The following is a 25,668-nucleotide window of genomic DNA, read 5'->3' as shown; positions in this document are numbered from 1 at the left end:
CTGCGGCTTAGCGACCGGGGGTCCATTCTGATGTTGTTAACGCCGTCAGCACATGATCGCGCCACTGCCCATCAATCAGCAGGTAGTCTTTTGCATAACCTTCTTTTTCGAAACCAAGTCGCGCCAGCAAATCGCCGCTACGTTTATTGTGCGGCATATAGTTCGCCATAATGCGATGAATATGCTGCGTGCGCTGCATATAGCGAATGGCCGCAACTAGGGCTTCGTACATCAACCCCTGCCCTTGCCACTTCTGCGCAATGGAATAGCCGAGATAGCAGGCGTGAAAAGAGCCACGCACGACGTTGGAGAAGTTTGCGACGCCGATAATCTCTTTCTCTTCCGGGTCGAGCAGCGCAAAATACCAGGCAGAGCCTTGTTTATGAAACTCGGTAATCATACTTAAACGCGCCTGCCAGCCAGAGGGATAGCAGTGGCTTTCATCGCGAATGGGTTCCCAGGGTTTTAAGAAATGACGATTTTCTGCGTAATAATCTGCCAGACGCCAGGCATCACGCTCATGCACTAAACGCACGACCAGGCGGTCCGTGGTTAAGCGCACTTTTGGCACGTTACTGCGATAGCCAAACATTCTATACCTACTCCTTCCCGTAACGTCTTCAATACGCTATTCGCGATACTATACCTGTACAAATATGCCCGATGAAAAGAGCAAAACACCATTTCTTGAATTATTCACACATTTTGATGAAAACTCTCTATCAAGACGGACTTTTGATAAAAAAATATTGTCCCGCCGAGGGTGGGAAAAGGTGTGACAACACCGCAGAATAGACAGGCTTACCGTTAAAACTCTCAGTAGAGTGACGAGTTTTTCCCTGGAGGGGAAATGTCGCAAGTCTCGCAGGCGAGGAACCTGGGTAAATACTTCCTGCTCATCGATAATATGCTGGTCGTGCTGGGTTTCTTCGTTGTATTCCCGCTGATCTCAATTCGTTTCGTCGACCAAATGGGCTGGGCCGCCGTGATGGTCGGTATCGCTCTCGGGTTACGTCAATTTATTCAGCAGGGATTGGGGATTTTTGGCGGGGCCATTGCTGACCGTTTTGGCGCAAAGCCAATGATTGTCACCGGCATGCTGATGCGCGCCGCCGGGTTCGCCACAATGGGGATCGCCCATGAACCCTGGCTACTGTGGTTTTCCTGTTTTCTCTCCGGGCTAGGCGGTACGCTGTTCGACCCTCCCCGTTCGGCGCTGGTGGTCAAACTGATCCGCCCGGAAAAGCGCGGGCGCTTCTTCTCCATCCTGATGATGCAGGACAGCGCGGGGGCGGTCGTTGGCGCGTTGCTGGGGAGCTGGCTGCTGCAGTACGATTTCCGACTGGTCTGCGCCACCGGTGCCATTCTGTTCATCCTGTGCGCCGCGTTTAACGCCTGGCTGCTTCCCGCCTGGAAGCTGTCGACGGTGAAAATTCCGGTGCGCGAAGGAATGAGTCACGTGATGCGCGACAAACGATTCGTCACCTACGTCCTGACGCTGGCGGGTTACTACATGCTGGCAGTCCAGGTGATGCTGATGCTGCCGATTATGGTTAATGACATTGCCGGTTCACCCGCTGCCGTCAAATGGATGTACGCCATCGAAGCGTGCCTCTCTTTAACGCTGCTCTACCCGATTGCCCGCTGGAGCGAAAAACGTTTTCGCCTCGAACACCGTTTAATGGCCGGTCTGTTAATCATGTCTCTCAGCATGATGCCGATTGGTCTGGTCGGAAACTTACAGCAGTTATTCACCCTGATCTGCACATTCTATATCGGCTCAATTATTGCTGAACCGGCACGTGAAACGCTTAGCGCGTCGCTGGCAAGTGCGCGAGCCAGGGGAAGCTATATGGGCTTTAGCCGACTGGGACTCGCCATCGGCGGGGCGATAGGCTACATCGGCGGCGGCTGGCTGTTTGATATGGGTAAGGCGCTGTCACAGCCCGAATTACCGTGGATGATGCTGGGCGTTATCGGCCTTATTACCTTCCTGGCGCTGGGCTGGCAGTTCAGCCATAAACGCCCGTCGCGCGGCATGCTGGAACCTGATGCCTGACGCGTAAGCCAGCGCACGGACACCTTTTCAGCTTTTTCTGCTGGCGTCCGGGGCGCTGGTACTGGATGCTGCTTTGTGTCACGATTACGCCATAAGCATCATGTTGAGGAACCCCATGAAAAAGTTTTTTTTTGCTGCTGCACTGATTGTCAGCGGCCTGTTGGTTGGTTGTAATCAACTCACACAATACACGGTAAGCGAGCAAGAAATTAATCAGGCGCTGGCAAAGCATAATAATTTTTCTAAAGATATTGGATTGCCCGGCGTGGCTGAAGCCCACATTGTTTTAAGCAACCTCACCAGCCAGATCGGTCGTGAAGAACCCAATAAAGTCACCCTGACCGGTGACGCCAACCTGGACATGAACTCCCTGTTTGGCAGCCAGAAAGCGACGATGAAGCTGAAGTTAAAAGCGTTACCGGTCTTCAATAAAGAAAAAGGCGCTATTTATCTGCAAGAAATGGAAGTGGTTGATGCGACCGTTACGCCAGAAAAAATGCAGTCGGTATTGCAAACCCTGATGCCGTACTTAAACCAGTCGCTGCAAAATTATTTCAACCAGCAACCGGCGTACGTCCTGCGTGAAGACAGCAGTGAAGGCGAGGCGCTGGCGAAAAAACTGGCGAAAGGCATTGAGGTGAAACCGGGCGAAATCATCATTCCGTTCACCGATTAACACACCAGAGGGCGCATTAGCGCCCTTTTTTTTCGTGCAAACGAAAACGTTTCCGCTTATCCTTCGTTTCCGGCAAAAAAGACTATCCTCAGCCGGAGCATATTGATGACTGCACCATCCCAGGTATTAAAGATCCGCCGCCCAGACGACTGGCATCTACACTTTCGCGATGGCGACATGTTGAAAACTGTCGTGCCCTATACCAGTGAAATTTATGGACGCGCGATTGTCATGCCGAACCTGGCACCGCCCGTCACTACGGTTGACGCAGCCATCGCTTACCGTCAGCGTATACTGGATGCCGTACCCGCCGGACAAGACTTCACCCCGTTAATGACCTGCTATCTGACAGACACGCTGGATCCCAACGAGCTGGAACGTGGGTTCAACGAAGGCGTTTTCACCGCGGCTAAACTCTACCCGGCCAATGCCACCACCAACTCCACTCACGGCGTGACGTCTATTGATGCCATCATGCCGGTGCTGGAGCGGATGGAAAAACTCGGTATGCCCTTGCTGGTGCACGGTGAAGTGACGCATGCGGATATCGATATATTCGATCGCGAAGCACGCTTTATTGAGACGGTGATGGAACCATTGCGCCAGCGTCTGACCGCGCTGAAAGTGGTGTTTGAACATATCACCACCAAAGATGCCGCAGAATACGTGCGTGACGGTAACGACCTGCTGGCAGCGACGATTACCCCGCAGCATTTGATGTTTAACCGCAACCATATGCTGGTCGGCGGGATCCGTCCGCATCTGTATTGCCTGCCTATCCTCAAGCGTAACGTCCACCAGCAGGCGCTGCGTGAACTGGTCGCCAGCGGTTTCAGCCGTGCATTCCTCGGAACTGACTCGGCACCCCATGCACGTCATCGTAAGGAATCCAGCTGCGGCTGCGCCGGTTGCTTTAACGCGCCTACCGCGCTCGGTAGTTATGCCACCGTCTTCGAAGAGATGAACGCGCTGGCCCATTTTGAAGCCTTCTGTTCACTTAACGGCCCTCAGTTCTACGGATTGCCGGTTAACGACACCTTTATTGAACTGGTCAAAGAAGAACAGCAGATAGCGGAAAGCATCCCGCTGGACGATGACACGCTGGTGCCTTTCCTCGGTGGTGAAACAGTAAGCTGGTCAGTGAAACGCTAAAATAATTGTCGCCAACTGTTGTCAACTGGTGAAGTTAACTGTATAAATAACCAGTATATTCAACAGGGGGCTATTATGCGTATTGAAGTCACTATTGCCAAAACTTCACCTTTGCCTGCTGGCGCCATTGACGCGCTGGCAGGTGAACTCTCCCGTCGTATTCACCATCGTTTTCCGGATAACGAAGGTAACGTCACCGTCCGTTATGCTGGCACAAACAATCTGTCGGTCATTGGCGCGACAAAAGAAGACAAAGAACGCATCAGCGAGATCCTGCAAGAGACATGGGAAAGCGCGGATGACTGGTTCATTAATGAATAAAAAATGATATACCGTGATGTTTTTTTGCCGGGTCGCCCCGGCTTTTTTATTTCCACATACCTTACCGGTTTCGCGCAATCTCCCCCCAACAAATCAGATAATGTTTATTTTCACACTGATTACCTTTTAGTCAAAACCACAAAATAACTGCACAACATGCTAAAAAAATATGAATAACATGCCGGTTTATCGTTCAGATAACACTTAAAACAAAAAAATTATGCCCTGCCCTCTTTAAATTTTCAGTGAATACCCTTATTTATTGATATACTGAACTTGCTTCAGAAAAAACGCATTGAACCTCGAAAACCGTTGTCTAGTAACACGAATTAGGGGGCATGATGGAAAAGAATAATGAAGTCATTCAGACTCATCCGCTTGTAGGATGGGACATCAGCACTGTTGATAGCTACGATGCGCTGATGCTGCGTTTGCACTACCAGACCCCGAATCGCCCGGACCCGGATGGGACTGAAGTTGGTCAAACGCTCTGGTTAACCACTGATGTTGCCAGGCAATTTATTTCGATATTAGAAGCCGGAATCGCCAAAATTGAATCAGGTGATTTCCCAGCGAATGAGTATCAGCGTCATTAAATCTGATGCACCCAACCATCAAAAGGCACCGTAACGGTGCCTTTCTTATTTCATGGTTGAATAATACGGGTCAGTTATTTAGGGTATACTATCGCGATTGCAGAGAGAAGCGGATGAGATACGACTTAATCATTATTGGCAGCGGTTCCGTAGGCGCCGCCGCCGGATACTATGCCACGCGCGCCGGTCTGAATGTACTGATGATCGATGCACATATGCCACCGCATCAACAGGGTAGCCACCACGGCGATACACGTTTAATTCGTCATGCTTATGGTGAAGGTGAAAAATACGTTCCGCTGGTACTGCGTGCGCAGACATTGTGGGATGAACTCACCAAACATAATGAAGAACCTGTTTTTGTTCGTTCTGGCGTGATCAACCTCGGCCCGGCAGATTCAACGTTCTTATCTAACGTGGCGCAAAGTGCAAAACAGTGGCAGCTCAACGTGGAACAACTGGACGCCGCTGCCATCATGGCTCGCTGGCCCGAAATTCGTGTCCCGGAAAACTATATTGGTTTATTTGAGGCCGATTCAGGTTTTCTGCGCAGTGAGTTAGCCATTAAGACCTGGATCCGCCTGGCTGAAGAATCAGGCTGCGCACAGCTGTTTAAATGCCCGGTCACCGCAATTCACCATCATGATGATGGCGTAACGGTTGAGACAGCGGACGGCGACTACCACGCGAAAAAAGCGCTGGTCAGCGCCGGAACCTGGGTGCAGGCATTAGTACCGGAACTGCCGATACAACCAGTGCGTAAAGTGTTCGCGTGGTATCAGGCCGACGGGCGCTACAGCGTTAAAAACAACTTTCCGGCCTTCACCGGCGAATTGCCTAATGGCGATCAATATTACGGTTTCCCGGCCGAGAATGACGAACTGAAGATTGGTAAACATAACGGTGGACAGGTCATTCACTCAGCCGAAGAGCGTAAAGCGTTTGCCGCTGTCGCCAGCGATGGTTCAGAAGCCTTCCCGTTCCTGCGTTCTGTTCTGCCTGGCGTGGGATGTTGTCTGCACGGTGCGTCCTGCACCTACGATAACTCCCCGGATGAAGACTTTATTATTGATACACTGCCTGGGCATGACAACACGCTTATTATTACCGGGCTGAGCGGTCACGGCTTTAAGTTTGCCTCGGTGCTGGGGGAAATTGCTGCCGATTTTGCCCAGGACAAACCGTCAGCCTTTGACCTGACGCCGTTCAAACTGAGCCGTTTTAAACAATAACCACAACATGGCCTCGTCATTGAGGCCATTTTTATTTGAGGAATAATGTTGATGCGCCGCATCATTAACTATCTGGTTAATAATATTCGCGAGCATTTGATGCTCTACATTATTTTATGGTCACTGCTGGCGATCATGGACGTGATATATATTATGTTTTTCTGACCTTATCTTATTGACAATAATTTACAGTAACTGAAATTACCTTAATTTTCATTGCAATTAATTGAACAATCAAAAACCTATCAACTGCCGGCAAAGCAAGCATCACCTGCCACCTTTCTCTAAACACCTGATGATTAACTCATCAATAAATCAAATTTATTGAATTAAAAATAAATATCATCACTATTGTTATTTATTAGTTGCATTAATGTCTTTTACACGCCATTTTCATTCACTTCTGAAATATCTATCGGTGTGCTTATGCAATTCAATAATAGTCCACAGCGCTATGGCGTGGTGTCAGCCGCATTGCACTGGGTGGTGGCGCTGGCCGTGTATGGCATGTTTGCATTGGGTTTATGGATGGTCACGCTCAGCTATTACGATGGCTGGTATCACCAGGCGCCTGAACTGCATAAAAGCATCGGCGTGCTGCTGATGATGGGGCTGGTGATACGCGTGGTCTGGCGACTGCTCTCCCCTCCCCCTGCGGCGCTTAAAAGTTACTCCCGTTTAACGCGCCTTGCGGCGGCCCTGGGCCATCTCAGCTTATATATTCTGCTGTTTTCTATCGTCATCAGCGGGTATCTGATCTCGACCGCAGACGGCAAGGCGATCAGCGTCTTTGGCTGGTTTGAGGTCCCCGCCACCCTTGCCAACGCGGGCGTTCAGGCCGATCTCGCCGGTAGTCTGCATCTGTGGCTTGCCTGGACCGTTGTGGTTTTGTCGCTTCTGCATGGGCTAATGGCCCTGAAACATCACTTTATCGATAACGACGATACCCTTAATCGCATGTTGGGAAAATCGTCATCTGACTATGGAGCTTAAAATGAAAAAAAACCTGCTGGGACTGACTCTCGCTTCTTTGCTGTTTACCACCGGTTCGGCCATCGCGGCAGATTACAAAATCGACAAAGAAGGACAACATGCCTTTGTTAATTTTCGTATTCAGCATCTGGGGTACAGCTGGCTGTATGGCACCTTTAAAGACTTCGACGGTTCTTTTACCTTCGATGAAAAAAATCCTGCCGCCGATAAGGTGAACGTCACCATTAACACCAACAGCGTTGACACCAACCACGCTGAGCGTGACAAGCACCTGCGCAGCGCAGATTTCCTCAACGTGGCAAAATTCCCACAGGCGGCCTTCACCTCCACCAGCGTGAAGAAAGCAGGTAACGATCTGGATATCACCGGCGATCTGACTCTGAACGGCGTCACCAAACCGGTCACGCTGGATGCGAAACTCATCGGTCAGGGAGGCGATCCGTGGGGTGGCACCCGTGCGGGCTTTGAAGCACAAGGGAAAATTAAACTGAAGGATTTTAACATCACTACCGACCTCGGCCCTGCTTCGCAGGAAGTCGATTTAATCATCTCGGTGGAAGGCGTTCAGCAGAAATAACGTCTTATTTATGCCGGATGAGGCTGCTGCCATCATCCGGCATAATGCTATCGCGTAGGATCCGGAATACCCAGTTTGGTATTCAGACGACCGCGGGATTTATTAAAGATCTTATTGCCGTTCTCACGACCCGCGCGAAGGCGGCGTTGCTCCTCTTCCGGCAGCGTACTCTCTTCACAACACAGGTCGCTGCAGCACCCTTTATGCTTCTCGGCGCAGGCCGGGCATTGAATAAACAGCAGATGGCAGCCGTCGTTTTTGCAATTGGTATGGCTGTCGCACGCCACCCCACACTGATGACAATGCGCAATAACATCTTCAGAGATCCGCTCTCCCATACGCTCATCAAAAACAAAGTTTTTACCAATAAAGCGTACCGGAAGTCCCTGCTCACGGGCTTTGCGGGCGTATTCAATAATACCGCCCTCAATATGCCAGACTTTGCTGAATCCGTTGTGTTTCATCCAGGCGCTGGCCTTCTCACAGCGAATACCGCCCGTGCAGTACATCACGATTTTTTTGTCTTTATGTTCCTGCATCATTTCAACAGCTTTCGGCAACTGATCGCGAAACGTATCAGCCGGGATCTCCATGGCGTTCTCAAAATGCCCCACCTCATACTCATAGTGGTTGCGCATATCAATAAACACCGCGTCAGGATCGTCAAGCATGGCGTTCACTTCTGCCGCTTTCAGATAATCACCGACGTTACTGGCGTCAAAAGCTGGATCATCAATGCCATCTGCCACAATGCGCTCACGGACCTTCATGCGCAGTACCCAGAACGATTTTCCGTCATCGTCCAGCGCAATATTAAGACGCAGCTCGGAAAACGCAGGATCAAAGGCGTACAGCTGTTGGCGAAAGGCCTCAGCCTTGCTTTGCGGCACGCTGATTTGTGCGTTAATACCTTCGTGCGCCAGATACACGCGCCCGAAGACGTTCAGCCCGGTGAACAGCTGGTACAATGCATCACGGGTGTGCTGGGGATCCACGAGGGTGAAATATTTATAGAACGAAATCGTGATGCGCGGCTCAGACTCAGCCAACATTTTGGCTTTGAGCGCGTCATTCGAAATGCGATTGTGTAACACTGGCATGGTGTACGAATCCTGCAATCAATAAAAAAGATGAAAATCGGCCGGCATCATAAAGCAAACATTGCTAATTTACATCCACACATTTTACGCTACATTTCCTACTCCATGATAAAAACGTCACAACAATTGACGAAAACTCAACCATTCTCCCGTCACAAATTTTTGATACGCGCGAAAAAATGCGACAATACAGAGCATTGGTCGTTTAATGACAGGATAGACATGACGAATTTACCCAAGTTCTCGGCTGCGCTACTGCATCCACGTTATTGGTTAACCTGGCTAGGTATTGGCATCCTTTGGTTGATCGTGCAGTTACCCTATCCGTTCCTCTATAAGCTGGGCTGTGCATTAGGTCGCCTGGCGTTACATGTGATGAAACGCCGGGCAAAGATTGTTTCGCGTAATCTGGAACTGTGCTTCCCACACATGAGCGAGCAAGAACGCCAGCAGATGGTGGTAAAAAACTTTGAGTCCGTCGGTATGGGCGTCGTGGAAACCGGCATGGCCTGGTTCTGGTCCGACCGTCGCATTACGCGCTGGACCGAGGTCATCGGTATGGAGCATATCCGCGACGTTCAGGCGCAGCAGCGCGGGATCCTGTTAGTCGGTCTGCATTTTCTGACGCTTGAGTTGGGCGCACGCCAGTTTGGTTTACAGGAACCCGGTATCGGTGTGTATCGCCCCAACGACAACCCGCTGCTCGACTGGCTGCAAACCTGGGGGCGTATGCGCTCCAATAAATCAATGCTCGATCGCAAAGACCTGAAAGGGATGATCAAAGCACTGAAGAAAGGTGAAGTGGTCTGGTATGCGCCGGATCACGACTACGGTCCCCGTGCCAGCGTCTTTGTGCCGCTGTTTGCCGTGGAACAAGCCGCGACGACGTCAGGTACGTGGATGCTGTCACGGATGTCCAATGCGTGTCTGGTACCATTTGTTCCCCGCCGTAAGCCCGACGGCAAAGGGTATCAGCTAATTATGCTACCGCCAGAATGTTCGCCACCGCTCGACGACGCTGAAACCACCGCCGCATGGATGAACAAAATTATCGAGCGATGCATCATGATGGCACCGGAGCAATATATGTGGCTACACCGCCGCTTCAAAACGCGCCCTGAAGGTGCTCCCTCCCTGTACTGAACCCGGTTGCAGCCCGCGGGCTGCAACGCCTCACATCACCCGTTTAGGTTTAACTGCTCTTCGCGTTGCGGTGACTATCAACCAGGCGCATAATTAGTCTGCTTATTTATCTTCAAACGATAGCGCAAACAGCGCGCCATACTGCGGATCGCTATGTCACCCTCAGATGTCCCCATAAACTGGAAACGCAATCTCACGGTTGCCTGGCTCGGTTGCTTTTTAACCGGCGCGGCATTTAGCCTGGTGATGCCATTCTTACCCCTGTATGTCGAAAGCCTCGGCGTAACGGGACACGGTGCCCTGAACATGTGGTCGGGTCTGGTGTTCAGCATTACTTTTCTTTTTTCAGCTATCGCTTCACCTTTCTGGGGTGGTCTTGCGGATCGCAAAGGCAGAAAGATCATGCTCCTGCGTTCAGCGCTGGGGATGGCTATCGTGATGCTGTTAATGGGGCTGGCGCAAAATATCTGGCAGTTTTTAATCCTGCGTGCGCTGTTAGGGCTGCTTGGTGGGTTTATTCCCAATGCCAATGCGTTGATCGCCACCCAGGTTCCGCGTAATAAAAGCGGTTGGGCGCTGGGAACGTTATCAACTGGCGGCGTCAGCGGCGCACTGCTGGGTCCGCTGGCGGGGGGCTTACTTGCCGACCAGTATGGACTGCGCCCCGTTTTCTTTATTACCGCCAGCGTGCTGCTGCTCTGTTTTATTCTGACGTTATTTTTTATCCGTGAGAATTTTCAACCAATCAGTAAAAAAGAGATGCTGCACATTCGGGACGTCGTCGGCTCCCTAAAAAATCCAAAGCTGGTGCTGAGTCTGTTCATCACCACCCTGATAATCCAGGTCGCGACCGGGTCTATCGCGCCCATTCTGACGTTATATGTGCGGGAACTTGCCGGTAACGTCAGCAATATCGCGTTTATTAGCGGCATGATCGCTTCCATTCCCGGCGTGGCAGCCTTAATCAGCGCGCCGCGGTTGGGCAAACTGGGTGACCGAATCGGCCCGGAGAAGATCCTGATTGTCGCGCTGGTCATTTCCGTGCTGCTGCTTATCCCGATGTCATTTGTACAGACCCCCTGGCAGCTCGGTGTTCTGCGTTTTCTACTCGGCGCAGCCGACGGTGCGCTATTGCCTGCCGTGCAAACGCTGCTGGTTTATAACTCAACCAACCAAATAGCCGGACGTATTTTCAGTTACAACCAGTCGTTTCGTGATATTGGCAACGTGACAGGGCCGCTGATGGGTGCGGCTATTTCAGCCAACTATGGCTTTCGCGCCGTCTTCTGCGTCACCGCAGGCGTCGTCTTATTCAACGCCATCTACTCATGGAACAGCCTGCGCCGACGTCGGGAAGCCCAGCGCGCAGAATGATTTTTGCGCATTCATACTTGAACTATCGAAGAATCAACTATTATTTCCCTGAATACTTCATTAAATCAAAGGGAGACGCTGATGACCATGTATGCCACGCTGGAAGAAGCCATTGATGCTGCCCGTGAAGAGTTTCTGGCTGATAACCCCGACCTTGAACCTGACGACGCCAGCGTTCAACAACTGAACGTACAAAAATATGTGCTACAGGATGGTGACATTATGTGGCAGGCCGAATTTTTCGCCGACGAAGATGAGGAAGGCGAATGTTTGCCGATGCTCAGCGGTGAAGCAGCGCAAAGCGTCTTTGATGGCGATTATGATGAGATTGAAATTCGCCAGGAGTGGCTGGAAGAAAACACCCTCCACGAGTGGGATGAAGGTGAATTTCAGCTTGAACCACCTCTTGATACCGAAGAGGGTCAAACGGCAGCCGACGAATGGGATGAGCGATAATTACTCATAAGGCCCGTGGTGGATATCAAGGGGCAGCAGCAGCGTATCAAACACCAGCGAAAAAGGTAGATCGAGGATGGTGACATAGCGCCACGCCGAATCGCGGACATCCCATTGCACGCCGGGATAGTATTGATTTCCGTGTCCCTGTCCTGGGATCGTCCGGCTAATAATACTGCCGCACCCGCTCAGCAAGAAGACCATGACACTAACGGCAAGTATTCGCATCTGAACCCTCATTAACGTTGTAACCGCATAAAAAAATACCGGCGCCAGGCCGGTATTTTTACATTTCAGGACGTCTACTTTTTCCTGAGCGCCAGCGGGTTCAGGGTAATCCCCTGATAATAATTAACCCACGAAGAATACCTGTCCGGTGAGTTCCAGACCCGATAGTGTAAACGCGCCATGGTCACCGGATCGCTCAGCAGCACAAGGCGGCGATCGCGATTCAGTTTCTCCGGCGTATCGTTCAGCGCCTGCTCGACATGACGGTCACGCGCAATCTCAAGCACGTTACTGGCGCGGTGACGCGCGGTCGCCATCGCCGTTGCCAGCGCGTTAAATGACGGGTTAAATACCGCATGCATAAAACCGTCATCCAGCGAGCGATTGCGGTTCATCACCAGATAGTTGTCCGTATCCACCAGCACCTGCGGAGGAGAATACTCTTCCGGGATCAGGAACAGCTTCCAGCGCTTGGTACGTAATCCGACCGTTGAACGGCTGGAAATCACCGAAACGAATGGCGACAGGATCAGCGAGAAGACAATCGGCGCCAGCCAGAACAGGAAGCGCAGATCAAGCCAGGCCATGCCGACAGCCCATACCAGACCCAGCAGCAGTTGTGATCCATGACGCATAAACGCTTCACCCCACGGAGTGGAGTCGTCATCACGCTGCGGCGAGTTCCACACCACTTCCCAGCCGAGGAAAGCGCTGACCACAAAGACGGTATGGAACAGCATACGCACCGGCGCCAGCAGCACGGAGAAAAGAACCTCCAGCAGCAGAGACAGCGTGACGCGAACAAAACCGCCGTACTCTTTCGTCCCCTTGCACCAGATGAGCAAAATACTCAGCAGCTTCGGCAGGAACAAGAGCACCATGGTCGAGGCAAACAGCGCAATCGCCAGTTCAGGACGCCACTGCGGCCAGACCGGGAACAGCTGACGCGGCTGCAGGAAGTATTGCGGTTCCGTTAGCGCATGCACCACCTGCAAGGCGGTAGACAGCGCGAGGAACATAAACCACAGCGGGGCAGACAGATAAGACATCACGCCCGTCAGGAACACCGCGCGGTGAACCGGGTGCATCCCTTTCACCAGGAACAGACGGAAGTTCATCAGGTTGCCATGACACCAGCGACGGTCACGCTTCAGCTCATCCAGCAAGTTTGGCGGCAGCTCTTCATAAGAGCCCGGCAGATCGTATGCAATCCACACGCCCCAGCCTGCACGACGCATTAACGCCGCTTCCACGAAGTCATGAGAGAGGATCGATCCCGCAAACGAGCCTTCACCTGGTAGCGGTGCGAGCGCACAGTGCTCGATAAACGGCTTCACGCGAATAATCGCGTTATGACCCCAGTAGTGCGACTCACCGAGCTGCCAGAAGTGAAGCCCGGCGGTAAACAGCGGCCCGTACACGCGGGTAGCAAACTGCTGGCAGCGCGCATACAGCGTGTCCATTCCGGACGCTTTCGGCGAAGACTGAATAATACCTGCATTAGGGTTCGCTTCCATCAGGCGCACCAGACCGGTCAGGCAGTCACCGCTCATCACGGAGTCAGCATCCAGAACGACCATGTAGCTGTACTGATTCCCCCAACGACGGCAGAAGTCATCAATGTTGCCACTTTTACGCTTCACACGACGACGGCGACGACGGTAGAAAATCTGCCCTTCACCCTGTACTTCGGCAATCAGCTCCATCCACGCTTTTTGTTCCGCCACGCAGATATCAGGGTTATAGCTGTCGCTCAGAATGTAGACATCGAAATGCGCAGCATTGCCTGTAGCTTTAACCGACTCCCACGTGGCACGCAGACCTGCAAATACGCGGTCAACGTCCTCGTTACAGATAGGCATTATCAGCGCGGTGCGATGCTCTGGATTTAAGGCTTCATCCCCTACCGTTGACGCGGAAATACTGTACTTATCGCGCCCAATCAGCAGTTGCAGGAAGCCCATCAGCGCGGTCCAGAACCCTGCCGATACCCAGCAGAACAGCACGGCAAATAGAATAAGGATACCGGTCTGTAGCATATAGGGCAGCAGTTGCATAAAGGAGACCCACAGATCCTGTCCCATCATGTCAGCCGGATTAATAAATGCCCAGCCCTGATAAGGAAGAATAGTCTTCATATACCAGGTGGCGACGACCGTTTGCGCCAGCGTTAAGATCAACAGCGTGTAGCGGCGGATAGTTCCGACGGTACGCCATTTCTGTTCACTTTCTTGCTCTTCTTTCGTCAAACGCGAGAGATAACGCGGCGTGACGTCGCGTCCACGCAGACGATCCCAAAAACGGCCTACCGGGTTGGTACGCCAGGGATCGGGAAACATCGATGTACGCGTAGCCTTCGGCATGGCCTGCAGTTGGTCGCGCCCTTCATCGTCCTTAATTAACTGCTCTTTAGCCAGAGAGTCCGGCCAGGCTTGCTCAAGACGAGCTTTAACAGACCCCTGCGGTGAATCGTCTTCGCGCGAGTAAGTACGATGCTCGGCATCCAGCGCCTGGTGAACGGCGCGGATGTCAGTTTTCGGCAGTGCCGCTTTCTCGATATCCGAAAGCGGCATTGCGTCAATATACTCAGTTGTCTTATTCATTGGCAGGTAACTGGTAGCTCCAGGTTTCACTCAACGTCTGATCGGCATTGGCCAACGCAGCACGCATTTCAGTGGTTTTCTTCACATCTTTCACTTTCACGCGCAGCATCAGACGCCAACCCTTAGTAACCGGGTTGTAATTTACAGTGCTCTCAACGATCTCACCGTTGTCGCCAATGCTGGTTTGCGCGGTAACTGGGGTATCCTGCGGCAGTTTTTTCATTTCTGTGCCGGCAAAATCCACCATAAACGCAATCGTACCATCAGGCTGACGAATGAGGTTTGATTGTTTGACATCACCAGTAGAACGACGCGTCTGCTGTACCCACGCGTTTTCCGGTGCATGAAGTTTGTCTTCATCGCGAGTGAACGTCAGCGTGTACTTGAAGTTCATCTCTTTGCCCGCTTCAGGCAGTTGATCTGGCGTCCAGTAGGCGACGATGTTGTCGTTAGTTTCATCGTTGGTTGGAATTTCGACTAACTCAATTTTCCCCTTACCCCAGTCGCCTTTTGGCGTTACCCAGGCACTCGGACGCAGGTCGTAGCGGTCGTCGATATCTTCAAAACGCGAGAACTGGCGACCACGTTGCAGCAGACCAAACCCTTGCGGGTTTTCCATCGCAAAACTGCTCACCGCGAGATGTTTCGGGTTATTCAGCGGACGCCAAATCCACTCGCCGTTGCCAGCATGGATAGACAAACCGTTAGAGTCATGCAACTCAGGACGGTAGTTGGTCGCCGGAGAAGGTTGGTTCGGCCCGAACAGGAACATACTGGTCAGCGGCGCCACGCCCAGCTTGCCCACTTTATCGCGCAGGTAAACTTTGGACTGAACGTCCACTACCGTGTCACGGCCCGGCATAATCACAAAACGATAGGCCCCGGTTGCCCGTGGAGAATCCAACAATGCATAAATGGTTAAACGTTTGTCAGTGGGTTTTGGACGCTCGATCCAAAACTCGCGAAAGCGGGGAAATTCTTCACCGGAAGGCAGTGCGGTATCTATAGCAAGGCCGCGTGCGGACAGACCGTAGACCTGACCGGCCCCCAGGACGCGGAAATAGCTGGCACCGAGCATGCTGACGATTTCATCGTTTTTATCTTTGCTGTTGATCGGATACAGCACTTTGAACCCGGCGAAGCCGAGATCTTTTACCGTGTCTTTATCATGCTGGACATCGCCAAAATTAAAATAATCCGGGCTATATTTGATTCTCTTTACCGCAGTAGCGGTAACTTCGTTGATCTTGACCGGCGTGTCGAAGTACATACCCTGGTGGTAGAACTCGAGCTTAAATGGGGTCTTGAGATTGCTCCAGTAGGCTTTATCGTGATTAAACTGGATCTGCTGATAATCCGCATACTTCATGTCGCGGAAAACGGAGGGCAAGTTACTTTTTGGCGCCTCATAGCCTTTACCGGCTAAGGATTGAGCTTGCTTTGCCACATCATCAATACTGAATGCCCAGCTCGATGATGTGTACAGCGTTAACATCACTGCTGCACCCAACCAACGCATTTTCATCATTTGTAGTTTATGTTTCATAATTAGTAAGCACTTCCCCCTTTGTGTGCTTATATTGATCCGATCCATTTTAATGGATAATCGGGTATTCCGACAACTGAATCCCTGTATTGTTCGCGCGCTGGCTCATGGTTTAATCAGGTTCATCTGCCTGTTTTCACTTTGCGTGCTTATCTTGGAGACAGGTTGTTGGACTTCGTGTAGGGTTGCCCTCGAATGTAACCATTATTCGTCTTAGGGATAAGACGAAAAGTCTGAGAATACGTAACTGTCTATGAGCCCTGTACCCCCACCGCGTGAATATTTTCTTGACTCCATCCGCGCCTGGCTGATGTTGTTGGGGATCCCATTCCATATCTCATTGATCTATTCCACACACACCTGGCACGTGAACAGTGCAGAGCCGTCGTTGTGGCTGACCCTGTTTAACGACTTCATCCATGCGTTTCGCATGCAGGTGTTTTTTGTTATTTCAGGTTATTTTTCCTACATGCTTTTTTTACGTTATCCATTAAAACGCTGGTGGAAAGTACGTGTTGAACGCGTAGGGATCCCGATGTTGACCGCGATTCCATTGCTCACCCTGCCGCAATTTATCATGCTGCAATATGTGAAGGGAAAAGCAGACAGCTGGCATACCCTCAGTGGATACGATAAATACAACGCCCTTGCCTGGGAGCTTATTTCTCATCTGTGGTTTTTACTGGTCCTGGTGGTGTTGACAACCGTAAGCATGTGGGTTTTCACCCAAATGAAAAAAGCGCAGGAGCGCGCAGAGGAAAACCGCGCCGCCCCGGTATCAATGGCGAAACTAACGCTGATTTTTGCCTTGCTCGGTGTGGGGTATGCCATCGTCAGGCGGACTATTTTTATCCTCTACCCTTCTATACTCAGCGACGGCATGTTTAATTTTGTGGTCATGCAATCGCTGTTTTATGTGCCTTTCTTTATGCTCGGCGCGCTGGCGTTCACCAACTCCAATCTGAAAACGCTGTTCACCACCCCCTCGCGTGGCTGCACGCTAGGCGCGGGAATCGCTTTTGTGGCCTACCTGCTTAACCAACGCTACGGCAACGGTGACGCCTGGATGTACGAAACCGAATACGTGATAACCATGGTGATGGGACTGTGGATGGTTAACGTTGTCTTCTCGCTCGGCTATCGCTTATTGAATTTTCAGTCTGCGCGCGTCACCTATTTCGTCAATGCGTCGCTGTTTATCTATCTGGTACACCATCCGTTAACGCTGTTTTTCGGCGCGTATATCACGCCATATATCTCATCGAATCTGCTGGGTTTTCTCTGCGGACTGCTGTTTGTGGTCGGGATTGCGGTGATACTGTACGAAATTCATTTACGTATACCGGTGCTGAAGTTTCTGTTTTCGGGAAAACCGCCGGTTAAGCAGGACAAAAACAAGGCAGTTGCCGGTTAGCTTTCACGATAAGGTTCAGAGCAACCATTCAATCGGTAGTACGGATGCCAGCTTCACCAATACCCGCTTCCAGAATCTGGTGGCGGGTTCTTTTTTCAGCACCTGCTCAGTACCCTGCTGGCGGTCAACCCAGTTAATCCGTCCCCAGCGGTCGAGACGCAATTGCCAGGCAACATCATACTGACTCTGCATAAAACGGTTATGAATCAGCGCCGCCAGGGTTTCGCTTTCAATCACAAAACCCATTTCGGTGTTGAGCAATGTGGAGCGCGGATCAAAATTAAGCGAGCCGATAAAGACTTTACGCCCGTCAATGCTGAACGTTTTAGCATGCAAACTGGAACCTGAATTACCGGTTAATCCGCGATCGTGAACAACCGTGGTACGATCGCGTGTCGGTTTAAGTTCATACAACTCCACACCATAGCGCAGCAATTTTTTTCGCCAGCGCGCGTAGCCCGCATGGACAATCGCCACATCATTCGCCGCCAGCGAATTAGTTAAAATGGCAATCTTTACCCCTTTTCTCACCAGACGAAGCAGTTGCGCCACGCCCGCACGGGTGGGTACAAAATAGGCGGAAATAATATCAATACGCTCGGTGGGTGAGCCCATAATATCAAACAAGCGCTGAGGTAATAGCGAATGGCGCGGTGCCTTCCCCTCGCCTTTTACCGGGTCGTCGCTGAGCAGGCGCGTTTTGGCCCAAATCAGTGGCAACGCCCCCCGATCGAGGCTGGCCATAAACTGGCTGGTTTCCAGCTTATTCAGATAGCGGCGAGTCATATCATCGTTATACCAGGACTCTGGCAGATCAATACGCTGGGTAGGCTCTGGCTCAGACAGTGAGAGCACTTTTTTGAGTGTCGAAACGGACTGGCATTGCCAGTAACGTTCAAAGTCATCCGCGACCTCTTTAACCACCGGTCCAACGGCCATGACGTCTAAATCAGAAAATAGCGGTTGTTCACCGACGCCAAAATAGGCATCGCCGATATTGCGTCCCCCCACGAGCGTCACCACCCCGTCGGCGGTATAGCTTTTATTGTGCATGCGGCGGTTAAGTCGGGCGAAATCGGTTAAATAACCCACGGCGCGCAATATGCGAAAAGAGAAAGGGTTAAACAGGCGGACTTCAATATTAGGGTGGTTATCCAGTAATTGCAGCGTGTCATCCAGACCCGGCGTATTGTTGTCATCCAGCAGTAAACGAACCCGAACTCCACGTTTCGCCGCAGCCAGCAACACCGAAAACAACAACAACCCGGACATGTCGTTTTCCCAGATGTAATACTGCACATCCAGGGAGCGTTCCGCCATTTCGGTTAGCCGATAGCGGGCAGCGAACGCGTCCAGGCTATCATCCAGCGCAAGAATGCCGCACAGTTCAGGATGGCTGGCGCAAAGAGGAGTAATCGCACGCTCAAGTCGCGTCATATCAGGCCGGGTTATCATCGCCTTGCTGGGTGAGTAATCTGTTATAAAGTTGAGCCGTTTCTTCATCAAAACAAACGAAGTAAATTTGCTCAGGTAGCGCCCGGCGGGTAGTAAACTTCAACACCGTTTTCACGGCTATCTCTGCTGCTGCAGCGCGCGGGTAACCATACACTCCCGTACTTATCGCCGGAAAAGCAATGGATTGATAGCCATTAGCTAACGCCAGTTGCAACGAGTTTAAATAGGCCTCTTCGAGCCGTTCAGCTTCATGATGATGCCCCCCTTGCCACACGGGTCCCACGGTATGGATCACCGCCTTCGCAGGAAGATTGCCCGCCAGAGTGATCACCGCATGACCAGTCGGACATTCTCCCTGCTGCTGGATAACCTGTTTGCAGGCCTCCAACAGTGCAGGGCCGGCAGCGCGATGAATGGCCCCATCCACGCCGCCGCCTCCCAACAGTGACGAATTGGCGGCATTGACGATCACATCAACAGCGATCGTCGTAATGTCGCCCTGTAACACATGAACACGCGATTGCATAAATTTCCCCTGACAAAACACCCTCTACTCAGTGTACAGCAGGGTTTTCCAGGAAATCTCAATTTTTAACCATACCTTTGCATATCTACGCCAGAACGATTCATTTATATTCAATGTTAAGAATAGCGAGATTTTTCTGCTCATTGAGATATTGCATTTTCACCGCCGCTATTTGCTTAACACTCTGGGGGGCCATCATCACCTGTTGCGTGTTAAAGCGACTGCTGTGCATCTTACCGTCACGTATACATGACATTTCAATCTGTTGTTGATGGGTATTGACTTCACAAGGTGGTTCCACTATTTCTCCGCGAAAATGAATAACCCCACCATTTGAGATTTGTTGAGCGCTTACCGAGAGTGTAAAAAGAGAAAAAACACCTATGCCAATACTTAGAATTCTGTTCGCTAAAGTACACATAAAGGCTCCTCAATGATTAACTATCTTGAGAGATCGGTATGATCCTTCACCGCTGCGATTAACGACCCGATAAAAACATATTCACGTTTCTATATTCATAGAACAGCAATGCGCTCTCAGCCACACCCTTTATGCAAATACTTCAACACATCAAGAATGGCTGGATGAATCTGGCCACTGTTGTGAGAGATGCAGGGATTGCCCATCCGAAACGGTGACCACAATTTTGACCGAATCCTCAGCTGAAATATTTAAACTGAGTTTGGTTAAATCAATCGGCTGATTAGCGGGTAAAGATAGCGTTGTTTTCTGCTGTGTCTGGCTTTGCCCCCCCTTCCCTTCGCGTAACGACAGAATTTGTACCTGGCACACGCACGGCTGGGTTAACGTAACCTGAGGAACAATGGTGTACATTTCGCCTTGCTGAGTGGTATTGAACGTAATTTGATTTGAGAGCGCGGCAATTAGTAATAGCGTGTGCATAATATACTCCCGAAAAAAAACAGGGCTTTCGCCCTGTTTATTCTCAATCAGAAGACTGAATTAATGTTGGTTAGCAGTGGCGTTGTTGCCAAAACCAACTTGACGAACCAGAACATTGGAGTCAGACGCTGTCTGATTAACCACTGCACCGTTGCGACCACCATATTGGGTCACGCTAATATCAGCATTTTTCGCATTCCACTGATTAATGTCAGCGCTGTTATTAAAGCCAGTTTGTTTCAGACTAATGGTACTGTCATCAGCACCTTGTCCGACGGTTGCCCCGTTACCACGACCATGCTGGGTGATGGTCACATCAGATTTACGTGCATCACTTTGCAGCGCATTCGCAATGTTGCCAGAACCATACTGGTAAATACTCATTGAAGAGTCCGGGCCATTGTTATTACCGCCGCCATGATGATTGCCGCCCCATTGCGGAACAACACCAGCCAGAGCACTGCCAGAAACTACGATTGCTGCGAATGCTGCCACTTTTAAAAGTTTCATGGTAAACCCCCATCGGATTGATTTAAACGTCGCTAATGGATTAGCGTTGAGTTACGCGAATGGCCATTTGCGACTGTCTCTGCACCACAACTGCTGTTTTTTGTGTACCGTACTGGGTAATATTTGCTTTATTCCCAGAACCTTTCTGGATAATAACTGCCGTATTACCGTAAGAGCCTTGTTTAATACTCGCATCATTGGAACTACCCGCCTGATCAATATATGCAAGATTATATGATCCTGTCTGGTCTATTTTAGCTCGGTTACCTGCACCGTCTTGAGAAATGACCGACAATAGCTTCGAGCCCGATTGGCGTGTATTTGCACTGTTCGCAGTGCCAACTTGACCAATAATGGCTGCCTGATTAAATGAAGACTTGCTTAATTCATTTACCGCAAAGTTATATTCTGAATTAGCCATATCATAACTTGTTGCGGATGCAATCCCAGGCACACCCAGCATTGTAAACATCATAAATAACAACTTGTTTTTCATGTTGTCACCCTGGACCTGGTCGTACATGAAGTTAAATTATTTACCACTCAAGTTTTGTTGTTAACGTGACTTATTTTTGTTAACGCCACGTTACGATGAAGAGTATGTCCGTTGAAACATTTTAAATAACTCACCCACGAGTGGTATTTTTATATCCAGATTCACCCCAAAGTACTAATTAGCAGCCAATAACGCTGTTATCTGTATAGATTTTATTTCTTGTTCCGCGTGGGGATTGCATTTCTATGCAGCATCATAAAAAATCAGTCTTCAACGCATTCAGGGCCTCGCAGCGCGTTGCCTAGATAGTCACTGGCGCAAGTCGTGACAAACATCATTTTTTTCTATCGAAAATTGCTCAACGTAAACTGAGACAAAGAATTAAGAAATCATTAGAATACTAAAACTAAAGAACCATAAATAAAAATCATTAAAATCAATATATTGATATAATTTGTATGATTTTTTAAATCTGTGCAATAACAGTAAAATGTACAACTTTCCTATCAAATCTAAACTCAATAAAAACCTTAAAATCACATTTTAATATATAAATTTACATCCTGTAACAAGTTTAACACTTGCTTTAAGATTTGTAATAGCTAGATTGAAATCAGTTGAAGTCCATTTGTTTTAATATTTTCACCCCTTTGGGTCGATATTTTATTTCTACACAGCAGTGCAACATCTGTCAGTACTTCTGGTGCCTCTATTTTAGTAGAGGCAGCTGTCAGGTGTGCGACTATAAAAGTGGAGTTTCATCATGTTTAATGAAGTCCATAGTATTCATGGTCATACATTATTGTTGATCACTAAACCATCTCTGCAGGCAACTGCATTATTACAACATTTAAAGCAATCGCTGGCGCTCACCGGAAAACTACATAATATTCAACGTTCTCTGGACGATATTTCCGCCAGCTGCATTGTTTTACTGGATATGATGGAGGCAGATAAAAAACTGATCCATTACTGGCAAGATAACTTAAGTAGAAAAAACAACAATATAAAGACGTTATTGTTGAATACACCCGATGATTATCCTTACCGGGATATTGAAAACTGGCCGCATATCAATGGTGTGTTTTACGCAGCAGAAGATGAACAGCGTGTGGTGAACGGGTTACAAGGTGTTTTGCGAGGCGAATGTTACTTTTCGCAAAAACTCGCCAGCTACCTGATCACACATTCTGGAAACTACCGTTACAACAGTACAGAGTCGGCATTACTCACGCATCGTGAAAAAGAAATCCTTAATAAACTGCGTATCGGCGCCTCAAATATTGAAATCGCACGCTCACTGTTTATCAGTGAAAATACGGTGAAAACACATCTTTATAATCTTTTCAAAAAGATAGCTGTTAAAAATCGTACGCAGGCGGTCTCGTGGGCAAATGATAACCTCAGGCGATAAAGCCATGAAACGCTATTTGACCTGGATTGTGGCAGCAAATTTATTTCTTGCTGCCGGGAATCTACACGCCGCTGTAGAAGTGGAGGTTCCCGGACTGTTAACCGACCACACTGTCTCTTCGATCGGGCATGATTTTTATCGTGCATTTAGCGACAAGTGGGAAAGTAAGTACACAGGAAACTTAACTATCAATGAAAGGCCCAGTGCACGTTGGGGAAGTTGGATCACCATAACGGTCAATCAGGACGTTATCTTCCAGACTTTTCTATTCCCGACAAAAAGAGACTTCGACAAAATCGTAGTCTTCGCACTGGCTGAAACTGAGGAAGCATTAAATCGCCGGCAAATAGATCAAACACTATTAAGCACGAGCGATTTAGCGCGCGATGAATTCTAAAAAATGATTTTGTCCGGAGGCTTTCATGCGTGTCAAACATGCAGTGGTTTTGCTCATGCTAATTTCACCATTAAGTTGGGCCGGAAACATGACGTTCCAGTTCCGTAACCCAAACTTTGGTGGCAACCCTAACAACGGCGCTTTTTTGCTGAACAGTGCGCAGGCGCAAAACTCATATAAAGACCCGAGTGGTGATGATTTCGGTTTTGAAACCCCATCAGCGCTGGATAACTTTACCCAAGCTATCCAGTCACAAATTCTTGGTGGGCTGCTCACTAATATTAATACGGGCAAGCCGGGTAGGATGGTAACCAATGAATTTATCATTGATATCGCCAACCGAGATGGACAACTGCAGCTCAATGTCACGGACAGGAAAACGGGGAAAACATCGACAATAGAAGTGTCGGGTTTACAAACACAGTCAGCCGATTTCTAAGATATAGCCACGAAAGGAAAAAATCATGCAGCGCTTACTTACTTTGGTTGCAGTATTTTTACTCAGCGGATGCTTAACCGCCCCGCCACAAGAAGCCGCTAAACCGACATTAATGCCCCGTGCCCAAAGCTATAAAGATTTGACGCACCTGCCAATGCCTACGGGTAAGATCTTTGTGTCGGTTTACAACATTCAGGATGAAACGGGTCAATTCAAACCTTATCCGGCAAGTAACTTCTCAACCGCCGTACCGCAAAGCGCCACGGCTATGCTCGTCACCGCATTGAAGGATTCACGCTGGTTTGTACCATTGGAGCGTCAGGGATTGCAGAACTTGCTTAACGAACGAAAAATTATTCGTGCGGCACAGGAAAATGGCACAGTAGCAGTGAACAACCGTATTCCGCTTCAGTCTCTGACCGCCGCGAACGTTATGGTAGAAGGGTCTATCATCGGTTATGAAAGCAATGTTAAGTCTGGTGGAGTAGGCGCGCGTTATTTCGGTATTGGTGCAGATACGCAATACCAGCTTGATCAGATTGCGGTAAACCTGCGTGTGGTTAACGTCAGCACCGGTGAGATCCTTTCTTCGGTGAATACCAGCAAGACTATTCTTTCCTATGAAGTACAGGCTGGGGTATTCCGCTTCATTGATTACCAACGTCTTCTGGAAGGTGAAATTGGTTATACCTCTAACGAGCCGGTGATGCTTTGTCTGATGTCAGCCATTGAAACCGGGGTCATTTTCCTGATTAATGATGGGATTGATCGCGGGTTATGGGACTTGCAGGACAAGAAACAGGTCGATAACGATATTCTGGTTAAATACCGTCATTTATCAGTACCGCCGGAATCCTGATACTCGCGATGAAGATACAATGCAAAAAGCGTGAGGATAACCTCACGCTTTTTATTATTTATTGGTCAACGAGGGTGATACTCGGTTTTCGCGGCGGGACGCCAGCCACAATCCACTGTTCTTCATTGCATAGCCAAACACCAGTCCCACAGCCAACGAAGGCAGAACCAGTCGCCAGTCCCCCTGCCCTGCAAATGTTGCACATGCACCAATAAACGTACCCGGTACAAATGAAAGCAACCATTGCTTTGCCTGGATGCACATCAAGAACGCGACGATGCCGGTTATGACATAGCCGATGATGTCCATATGCGGAGCAAGCGCACTACCGTTAATAATCACCAACGCCCACACCACACCGCTTAGCAGCGTACACGCTGAGATCCACAGCCCTTTCAGCCCACCCTGCGGACAGGCAAAATAGGCTGTACAACCTAAAAAACCCGCCCAACTGAGTAAACCAAGAGAAACGGCCACCCATCCCCAAATCCCGGAGAGAATGCCCGTTGTGATTGCAATAGAGAGAAGTATGTTCATGCCGCGCATCTTAGCAGAAAAACGGCATGGTAATGAGATCGCGCACACAATTTATGCAAGATGATAAATCGCGTTGCAGCATAAGGTGACCAAGATCACACTTACTCTTCTGTATCTTCCTGCAGTTCATCCCACATGGCACTCAGTGCATCGCGCGTCAGCGGCGCCATAGTACGCCAGAATGGTGTACTGGCATGCGCTTCCACTTTACCAAGAAACGTGCCACACCACGGGAGCAGATACTCAGTAAATAACGTTTCCAGCGCTTCACTTTCATCTTCAGCAGACTGGTCTTCAAGCCAGGACGCCGCCAGCAGCAAGGTGCCGATATGATCGGCGGGCGTATCCGCCAGCGGCATGCCACGCGCAGAAAGGAATGCGCGAACGTCGGATTCTTTAGCGCCTTCTACCCAGGCACTGCGATAAGGCGGCACCGCACACTCTTCACCGACAAACAGAGCGTTGTAATCCGCAGCCAACTGCGGCATGTCACAGCTTTTCTGTAAGCGGGCGAGCAGTTCATCTTGCTCCAGCGGCCAGCTTGCCGACAGTTTGCCTTCACCGATCAAGGTAAAAAGGGGAACCAGTAACGGGTCCTGCGGTTGGCGATAAAACAGCGATCCCAGGACACGGCAAAGGATAGAAAACTCGTTCATTGATG

30 protein-coding genes are annotated in these 25,668 nt (G+C 49.9%); 17 read left to right on the top strand and 13 right to left on the bottom strand.

The window, feature by feature from the left end; all coding sequences use genetic code 11:
* Positions 1-7 precede the first annotated feature (7 nt).
* On the bottom strand, positions 8-592 hold the full coding sequence (gene rimJ, locus JQ822_RS03640; RefSeq protein WP_096757569.1) for a ribosomal protein S5-alanine N-acetyltransferase: 585 nt from the start codon (positions 590-592) through the stop codon (positions 8-10).
* Between the two features lie 258 nt (positions 593-850).
* Between rimJ and mdtH the strand changes: the two genes are divergently transcribed.
* The 9 genes from mdtH (at position 851) to JQ822_RS03595 (ending at position 7,606) form a co-directional block, all read left to right on the top strand.
* Positions 851-2,059, top strand: a complete 1,209-nt coding sequence (mdtH, locus tag JQ822_RS03635) for a multidrug efflux MFS transporter MdtH (RefSeq protein ID WP_213132317.1) — start codon at positions 851-853, stop codon at positions 2,057-2,059.
* Positions 2,060-2,174: 115 nt separating this feature from the next.
* A complete protein-coding gene (locus JQ822_RS03630) occupies positions 2,175-2,735 on the top strand; it encodes a lipoprotein (protein WP_213132316.1) in 561 nt (186 codons plus the stop codon).
* A 105-nt stretch (positions 2,736-2,840) separates the two neighbouring features.
* Positions 2,841-3,887, top strand: a complete 1,047-nt coding sequence (pyrC, locus tag JQ822_RS03625) for a dihydroorotase (protein ID WP_213132315.1) — start codon at positions 2,841-2,843, stop codon at positions 3,885-3,887.
* A 75-nt stretch (positions 3,888-3,962) separates the two neighbouring features.
* Complete coding sequence (gene dinI / locus JQ822_RS03620; RefSeq protein WP_213132314.1) at positions 3,963-4,208, top strand: DNA damage-inducible protein I; 246 nt, start codon at positions 3,963-3,965, stop codon at positions 4,206-4,208.
* Positions 4,209-4,549: 341 nt separating this feature from the next.
* Positions 4,550-4,804, top strand: coding sequence for a biofilm formation regulator BssS (gene bssS / locus JQ822_RS03615; RefSeq protein WP_135322372.1), 255 nt, complete (start codon positions 4,550-4,552; stop codon positions 4,802-4,804).
* Positions 4,805-4,917: 113 nt separating this feature from the next.
* Positions 4,918-6,036 (top strand): N-methyl-L-tryptophan oxidase, encoded by a 1,119-nt coding sequence (gene solA / locus JQ822_RS03610; protein ID WP_213132313.1) that lies wholly within the window; start codon positions 4,918-4,920, stop codon positions 6,034-6,036.
* A gap of 51 nt (positions 6,037-6,087) precedes the next feature.
* Complete coding sequence (locus JQ822_RS03605; RefSeq protein ID WP_213132312.1) at positions 6,088-6,201, top strand: YceO family protein; 114 nt, start codon at positions 6,088-6,090, stop codon at positions 6,199-6,201.
* 261 nt (positions 6,202-6,462) lie between these two features.
* A complete protein-coding gene (locus JQ822_RS03600) occupies positions 6,463-7,029 on the top strand; it encodes a cytochrome b (RefSeq protein ID WP_213132311.1) in 567 nt (188 codons plus the stop codon).
* Between the two features lies 1 nt (position 7,030).
* The gene (locus JQ822_RS03595) at positions 7,031-7,606 is read left to right on the top strand and encodes a YceI family protein (RefSeq protein WP_213132310.1); all 576 of its coding nucleotides are present in this window, start codon (positions 7,031-7,033) and stop codon (positions 7,604-7,606) included.
* 47 nt (positions 7,607-7,653) lie between these two features.
* Here the strand turns inward: JQ822_RS03595 and trhO are convergent, their stop codons facing one another.
* Positions 7,654-8,706: an oxygen-dependent tRNA uridine(34) hydroxylase TrhO gene (gene trhO, locus JQ822_RS03590; protein ID WP_213132309.1), complete on the bottom strand. Its 1,053-nt coding sequence runs from the start codon at positions 8,704-8,706 to the stop codon at positions 7,654-7,656.
* A gap of 222 nt (positions 8,707-8,928) precedes the next feature.
* Between trhO and JQ822_RS03585 the strand changes: the two genes are divergently transcribed.
* From JQ822_RS03585 to JQ822_RS03575, 3 genes are all read left to right on the top strand, one after another.
* Positions 8,929-9,849 carry a Kdo(2)-lipid IV(A) acyltransferase gene (locus tag JQ822_RS03585; RefSeq protein WP_213132308.1) on the top strand — a complete coding sequence of 307 codons (921 nt, stop codon included), beginning with the start codon at positions 8,929-8,931 and terminating at the stop codon, positions 9,847-9,849.
* Between the two features lie 153 nt (positions 9,850-10,002).
* Positions 10,003-11,223 (top strand): multidrug efflux MFS transporter MdtG, encoded by a 1,221-nt coding sequence (gene mdtG, locus JQ822_RS03580; RefSeq protein WP_213132307.1) that lies wholly within the window; start codon positions 10,003-10,005, stop codon positions 11,221-11,223.
* Positions 11,224-11,304: 81 nt separating this feature from the next.
* Entirely contained in the window at positions 11,305-11,679 is a 375-nt protein-coding gene (locus JQ822_RS03575; protein WP_213132306.1) for a MysB family protein, read from the top strand.
* Here the strand turns inward: JQ822_RS03575 and JQ822_RS03570 are convergent, their stop codons facing one another.
* The 3 genes from JQ822_RS03570 to mdoG form a co-directional block, all read right to left on the bottom strand.
* Positions 11,680-11,907 (bottom strand): YceK/YidQ family lipoprotein, encoded by a 228-nt coding sequence (locus tag JQ822_RS03570; RefSeq protein ID WP_213132305.1) that lies wholly within the window; start codon positions 11,905-11,907, stop codon positions 11,680-11,682.
* 74 nt (positions 11,908-11,981) lie between these two features.
* Complete coding sequence (gene mdoH, locus JQ822_RS03565; protein ID WP_213132304.1) at positions 11,982-14,510, bottom strand: glucans biosynthesis glucosyltransferase MdoH; 2,529 nt, start codon at positions 14,508-14,510, stop codon at positions 11,982-11,984.
* Positions 14,503-16,038 (bottom strand): glucans biosynthesis protein MdoG, encoded by a 1,536-nt coding sequence (mdoG, locus tag JQ822_RS03560; RefSeq protein WP_213132962.1) that lies wholly within the window; start codon positions 16,036-16,038, stop codon positions 14,503-14,505. The genes mdoH and mdoG overlap by 8 nt, the downstream gene beginning before the upstream one ends.
* Positions 16,039-16,309: 271 nt before the next feature.
* Between mdoG and mdoC the strand changes: the two genes are divergently transcribed.
* On the top strand, positions 16,310-17,470 hold the full coding sequence (gene mdoC / locus JQ822_RS03555) for a glucans biosynthesis protein MdoC (protein ID WP_213132303.1): 1,161 nt from the start codon (positions 16,310-16,312) through the stop codon (positions 17,468-17,470).
* Between the two features lie 15 nt (positions 17,471-17,485).
* Here the strand turns inward: mdoC and JQ822_RS03550 are convergent, their stop codons facing one another.
* The 6 genes from JQ822_RS03550 to csgB form a co-directional block, all read right to left on the bottom strand.
* Complete coding sequence (locus tag JQ822_RS03550) at positions 17,486-18,973, bottom strand: phospholipase D family protein (protein ID WP_446714997.1); 1,488 nt, start codon at positions 18,971-18,973, stop codon at positions 17,486-17,488.
* Positions 18,909-19,451: an O-acetyl-ADP-ribose deacetylase gene (gene ymdB, locus JQ822_RS03545; RefSeq protein WP_213132301.1), complete on the bottom strand. Its 543-nt coding sequence runs from the start codon at positions 19,449-19,451 to the stop codon at positions 18,909-18,911. Before ymdB ends, JQ822_RS03550 begins: the two co-directional genes overlap by 65 nt.
* A gap of 100 nt (positions 19,452-19,551) precedes the next feature.
* Complete coding sequence (locus JQ822_RS03540; protein WP_213132300.1) at positions 19,552-19,872, bottom strand: type 1 fimbrial protein; 321 nt, start codon at positions 19,870-19,872, stop codon at positions 19,552-19,554.
* 150 nt (positions 19,873-20,022) lie between these two features.
* Positions 20,023-20,355, bottom strand: coding sequence for a curli assembly chaperone CsgC (gene csgC, locus JQ822_RS03535; protein WP_213132299.1), 333 nt, complete (start codon positions 20,353-20,355; stop codon positions 20,023-20,025).
* Between the two features lie 60 nt (positions 20,356-20,415).
* Entirely contained in the window at positions 20,416-20,865 is a 450-nt protein-coding gene (csgA, locus tag JQ822_RS03530; RefSeq protein ID WP_135322388.1) for a curli major subunit CsgA, read from the bottom strand.
* A 40-nt stretch (positions 20,866-20,905) separates the two neighbouring features.
* The gene (gene csgB, locus JQ822_RS03525; protein ID WP_213132298.1) at positions 20,906-21,361 is read right to left on the bottom strand and encodes a curli minor subunit CsgB; all 456 of its coding nucleotides are present in this window, start codon (positions 21,359-21,361) and stop codon (positions 20,906-20,908) included.
* Between the two features lie 763 nt (positions 21,362-22,124).
* Between csgB and csgD the strand changes: the two genes are divergently transcribed.
* The 4 genes from csgD to csgG are packed head-to-tail and all read left to right on the top strand — an operon-like array spanning position 22,125 to position 24,470.
* The gene (csgD, locus tag JQ822_RS03520) at positions 22,125-22,775 is read left to right on the top strand and encodes a biofilm master transcriptional regulator CsgD (RefSeq protein WP_135322390.1); all 651 of its coding nucleotides are present in this window, start codon (positions 22,125-22,127) and stop codon (positions 22,773-22,775) included.
* A 4-nt stretch (positions 22,776-22,779) separates the two neighbouring features.
* Positions 22,780-23,172 carry a curli production assembly/transport protein CsgE gene (gene csgE, locus JQ822_RS03515; RefSeq protein ID WP_016152600.1) on the top strand — a complete coding sequence of 131 codons (393 nt, stop codon included), beginning with the start codon at positions 22,780-22,782 and terminating at the stop codon, positions 23,170-23,172.
* A 25-nt stretch (positions 23,173-23,197) separates the two neighbouring features.
* Entirely contained in the window at positions 23,198-23,611 is a 414-nt protein-coding gene (gene csgF / locus JQ822_RS03510; RefSeq protein ID WP_213132297.1) for a curli production assembly/transport protein CsgF, read from the top strand.
* Positions 23,612-23,636: 25 nt separating this feature from the next.
* On the top strand, positions 23,637-24,470 hold the full coding sequence (csgG, locus tag JQ822_RS03505; protein WP_213132296.1) for a curli production assembly/transport protein CsgG: 834 nt from the start codon (positions 23,637-23,639) through the stop codon (positions 24,468-24,470).
* A gap of 54 nt (positions 24,471-24,524) precedes the next feature.
* Here csgG and JQ822_RS03500 read toward each other — a convergent pair whose 3' ends face one another.
* Entirely contained in the window at positions 24,525-25,007 is a 483-nt protein-coding gene (locus tag JQ822_RS03500; protein ID WP_213132295.1) for a DUF1097 domain-containing protein, read from the bottom strand.
* A gap of 101 nt (positions 25,008-25,108) precedes the next feature.
* Positions 25,109-25,663, bottom strand: coding sequence for a TorD/DmsD family molecular chaperone (locus JQ822_RS03495; RefSeq protein ID WP_213132294.1), 555 nt, complete (start codon positions 25,661-25,663; stop codon positions 25,109-25,111).
* Positions 25,664-25,668: the final 5 nt, after the last annotated feature.

The sequence above is a fragment of the Citrobacter sp. FP75 genome, from assembly GCF_018342065.1.
Taxonomy (GTDB): Bacteria; Pseudomonadota; Gammaproteobacteria; order Enterobacterales; family Enterobacteriaceae; genus Citrobacter.
This window is presented reverse-complemented; position numbering and strand designations above follow the sequence as displayed.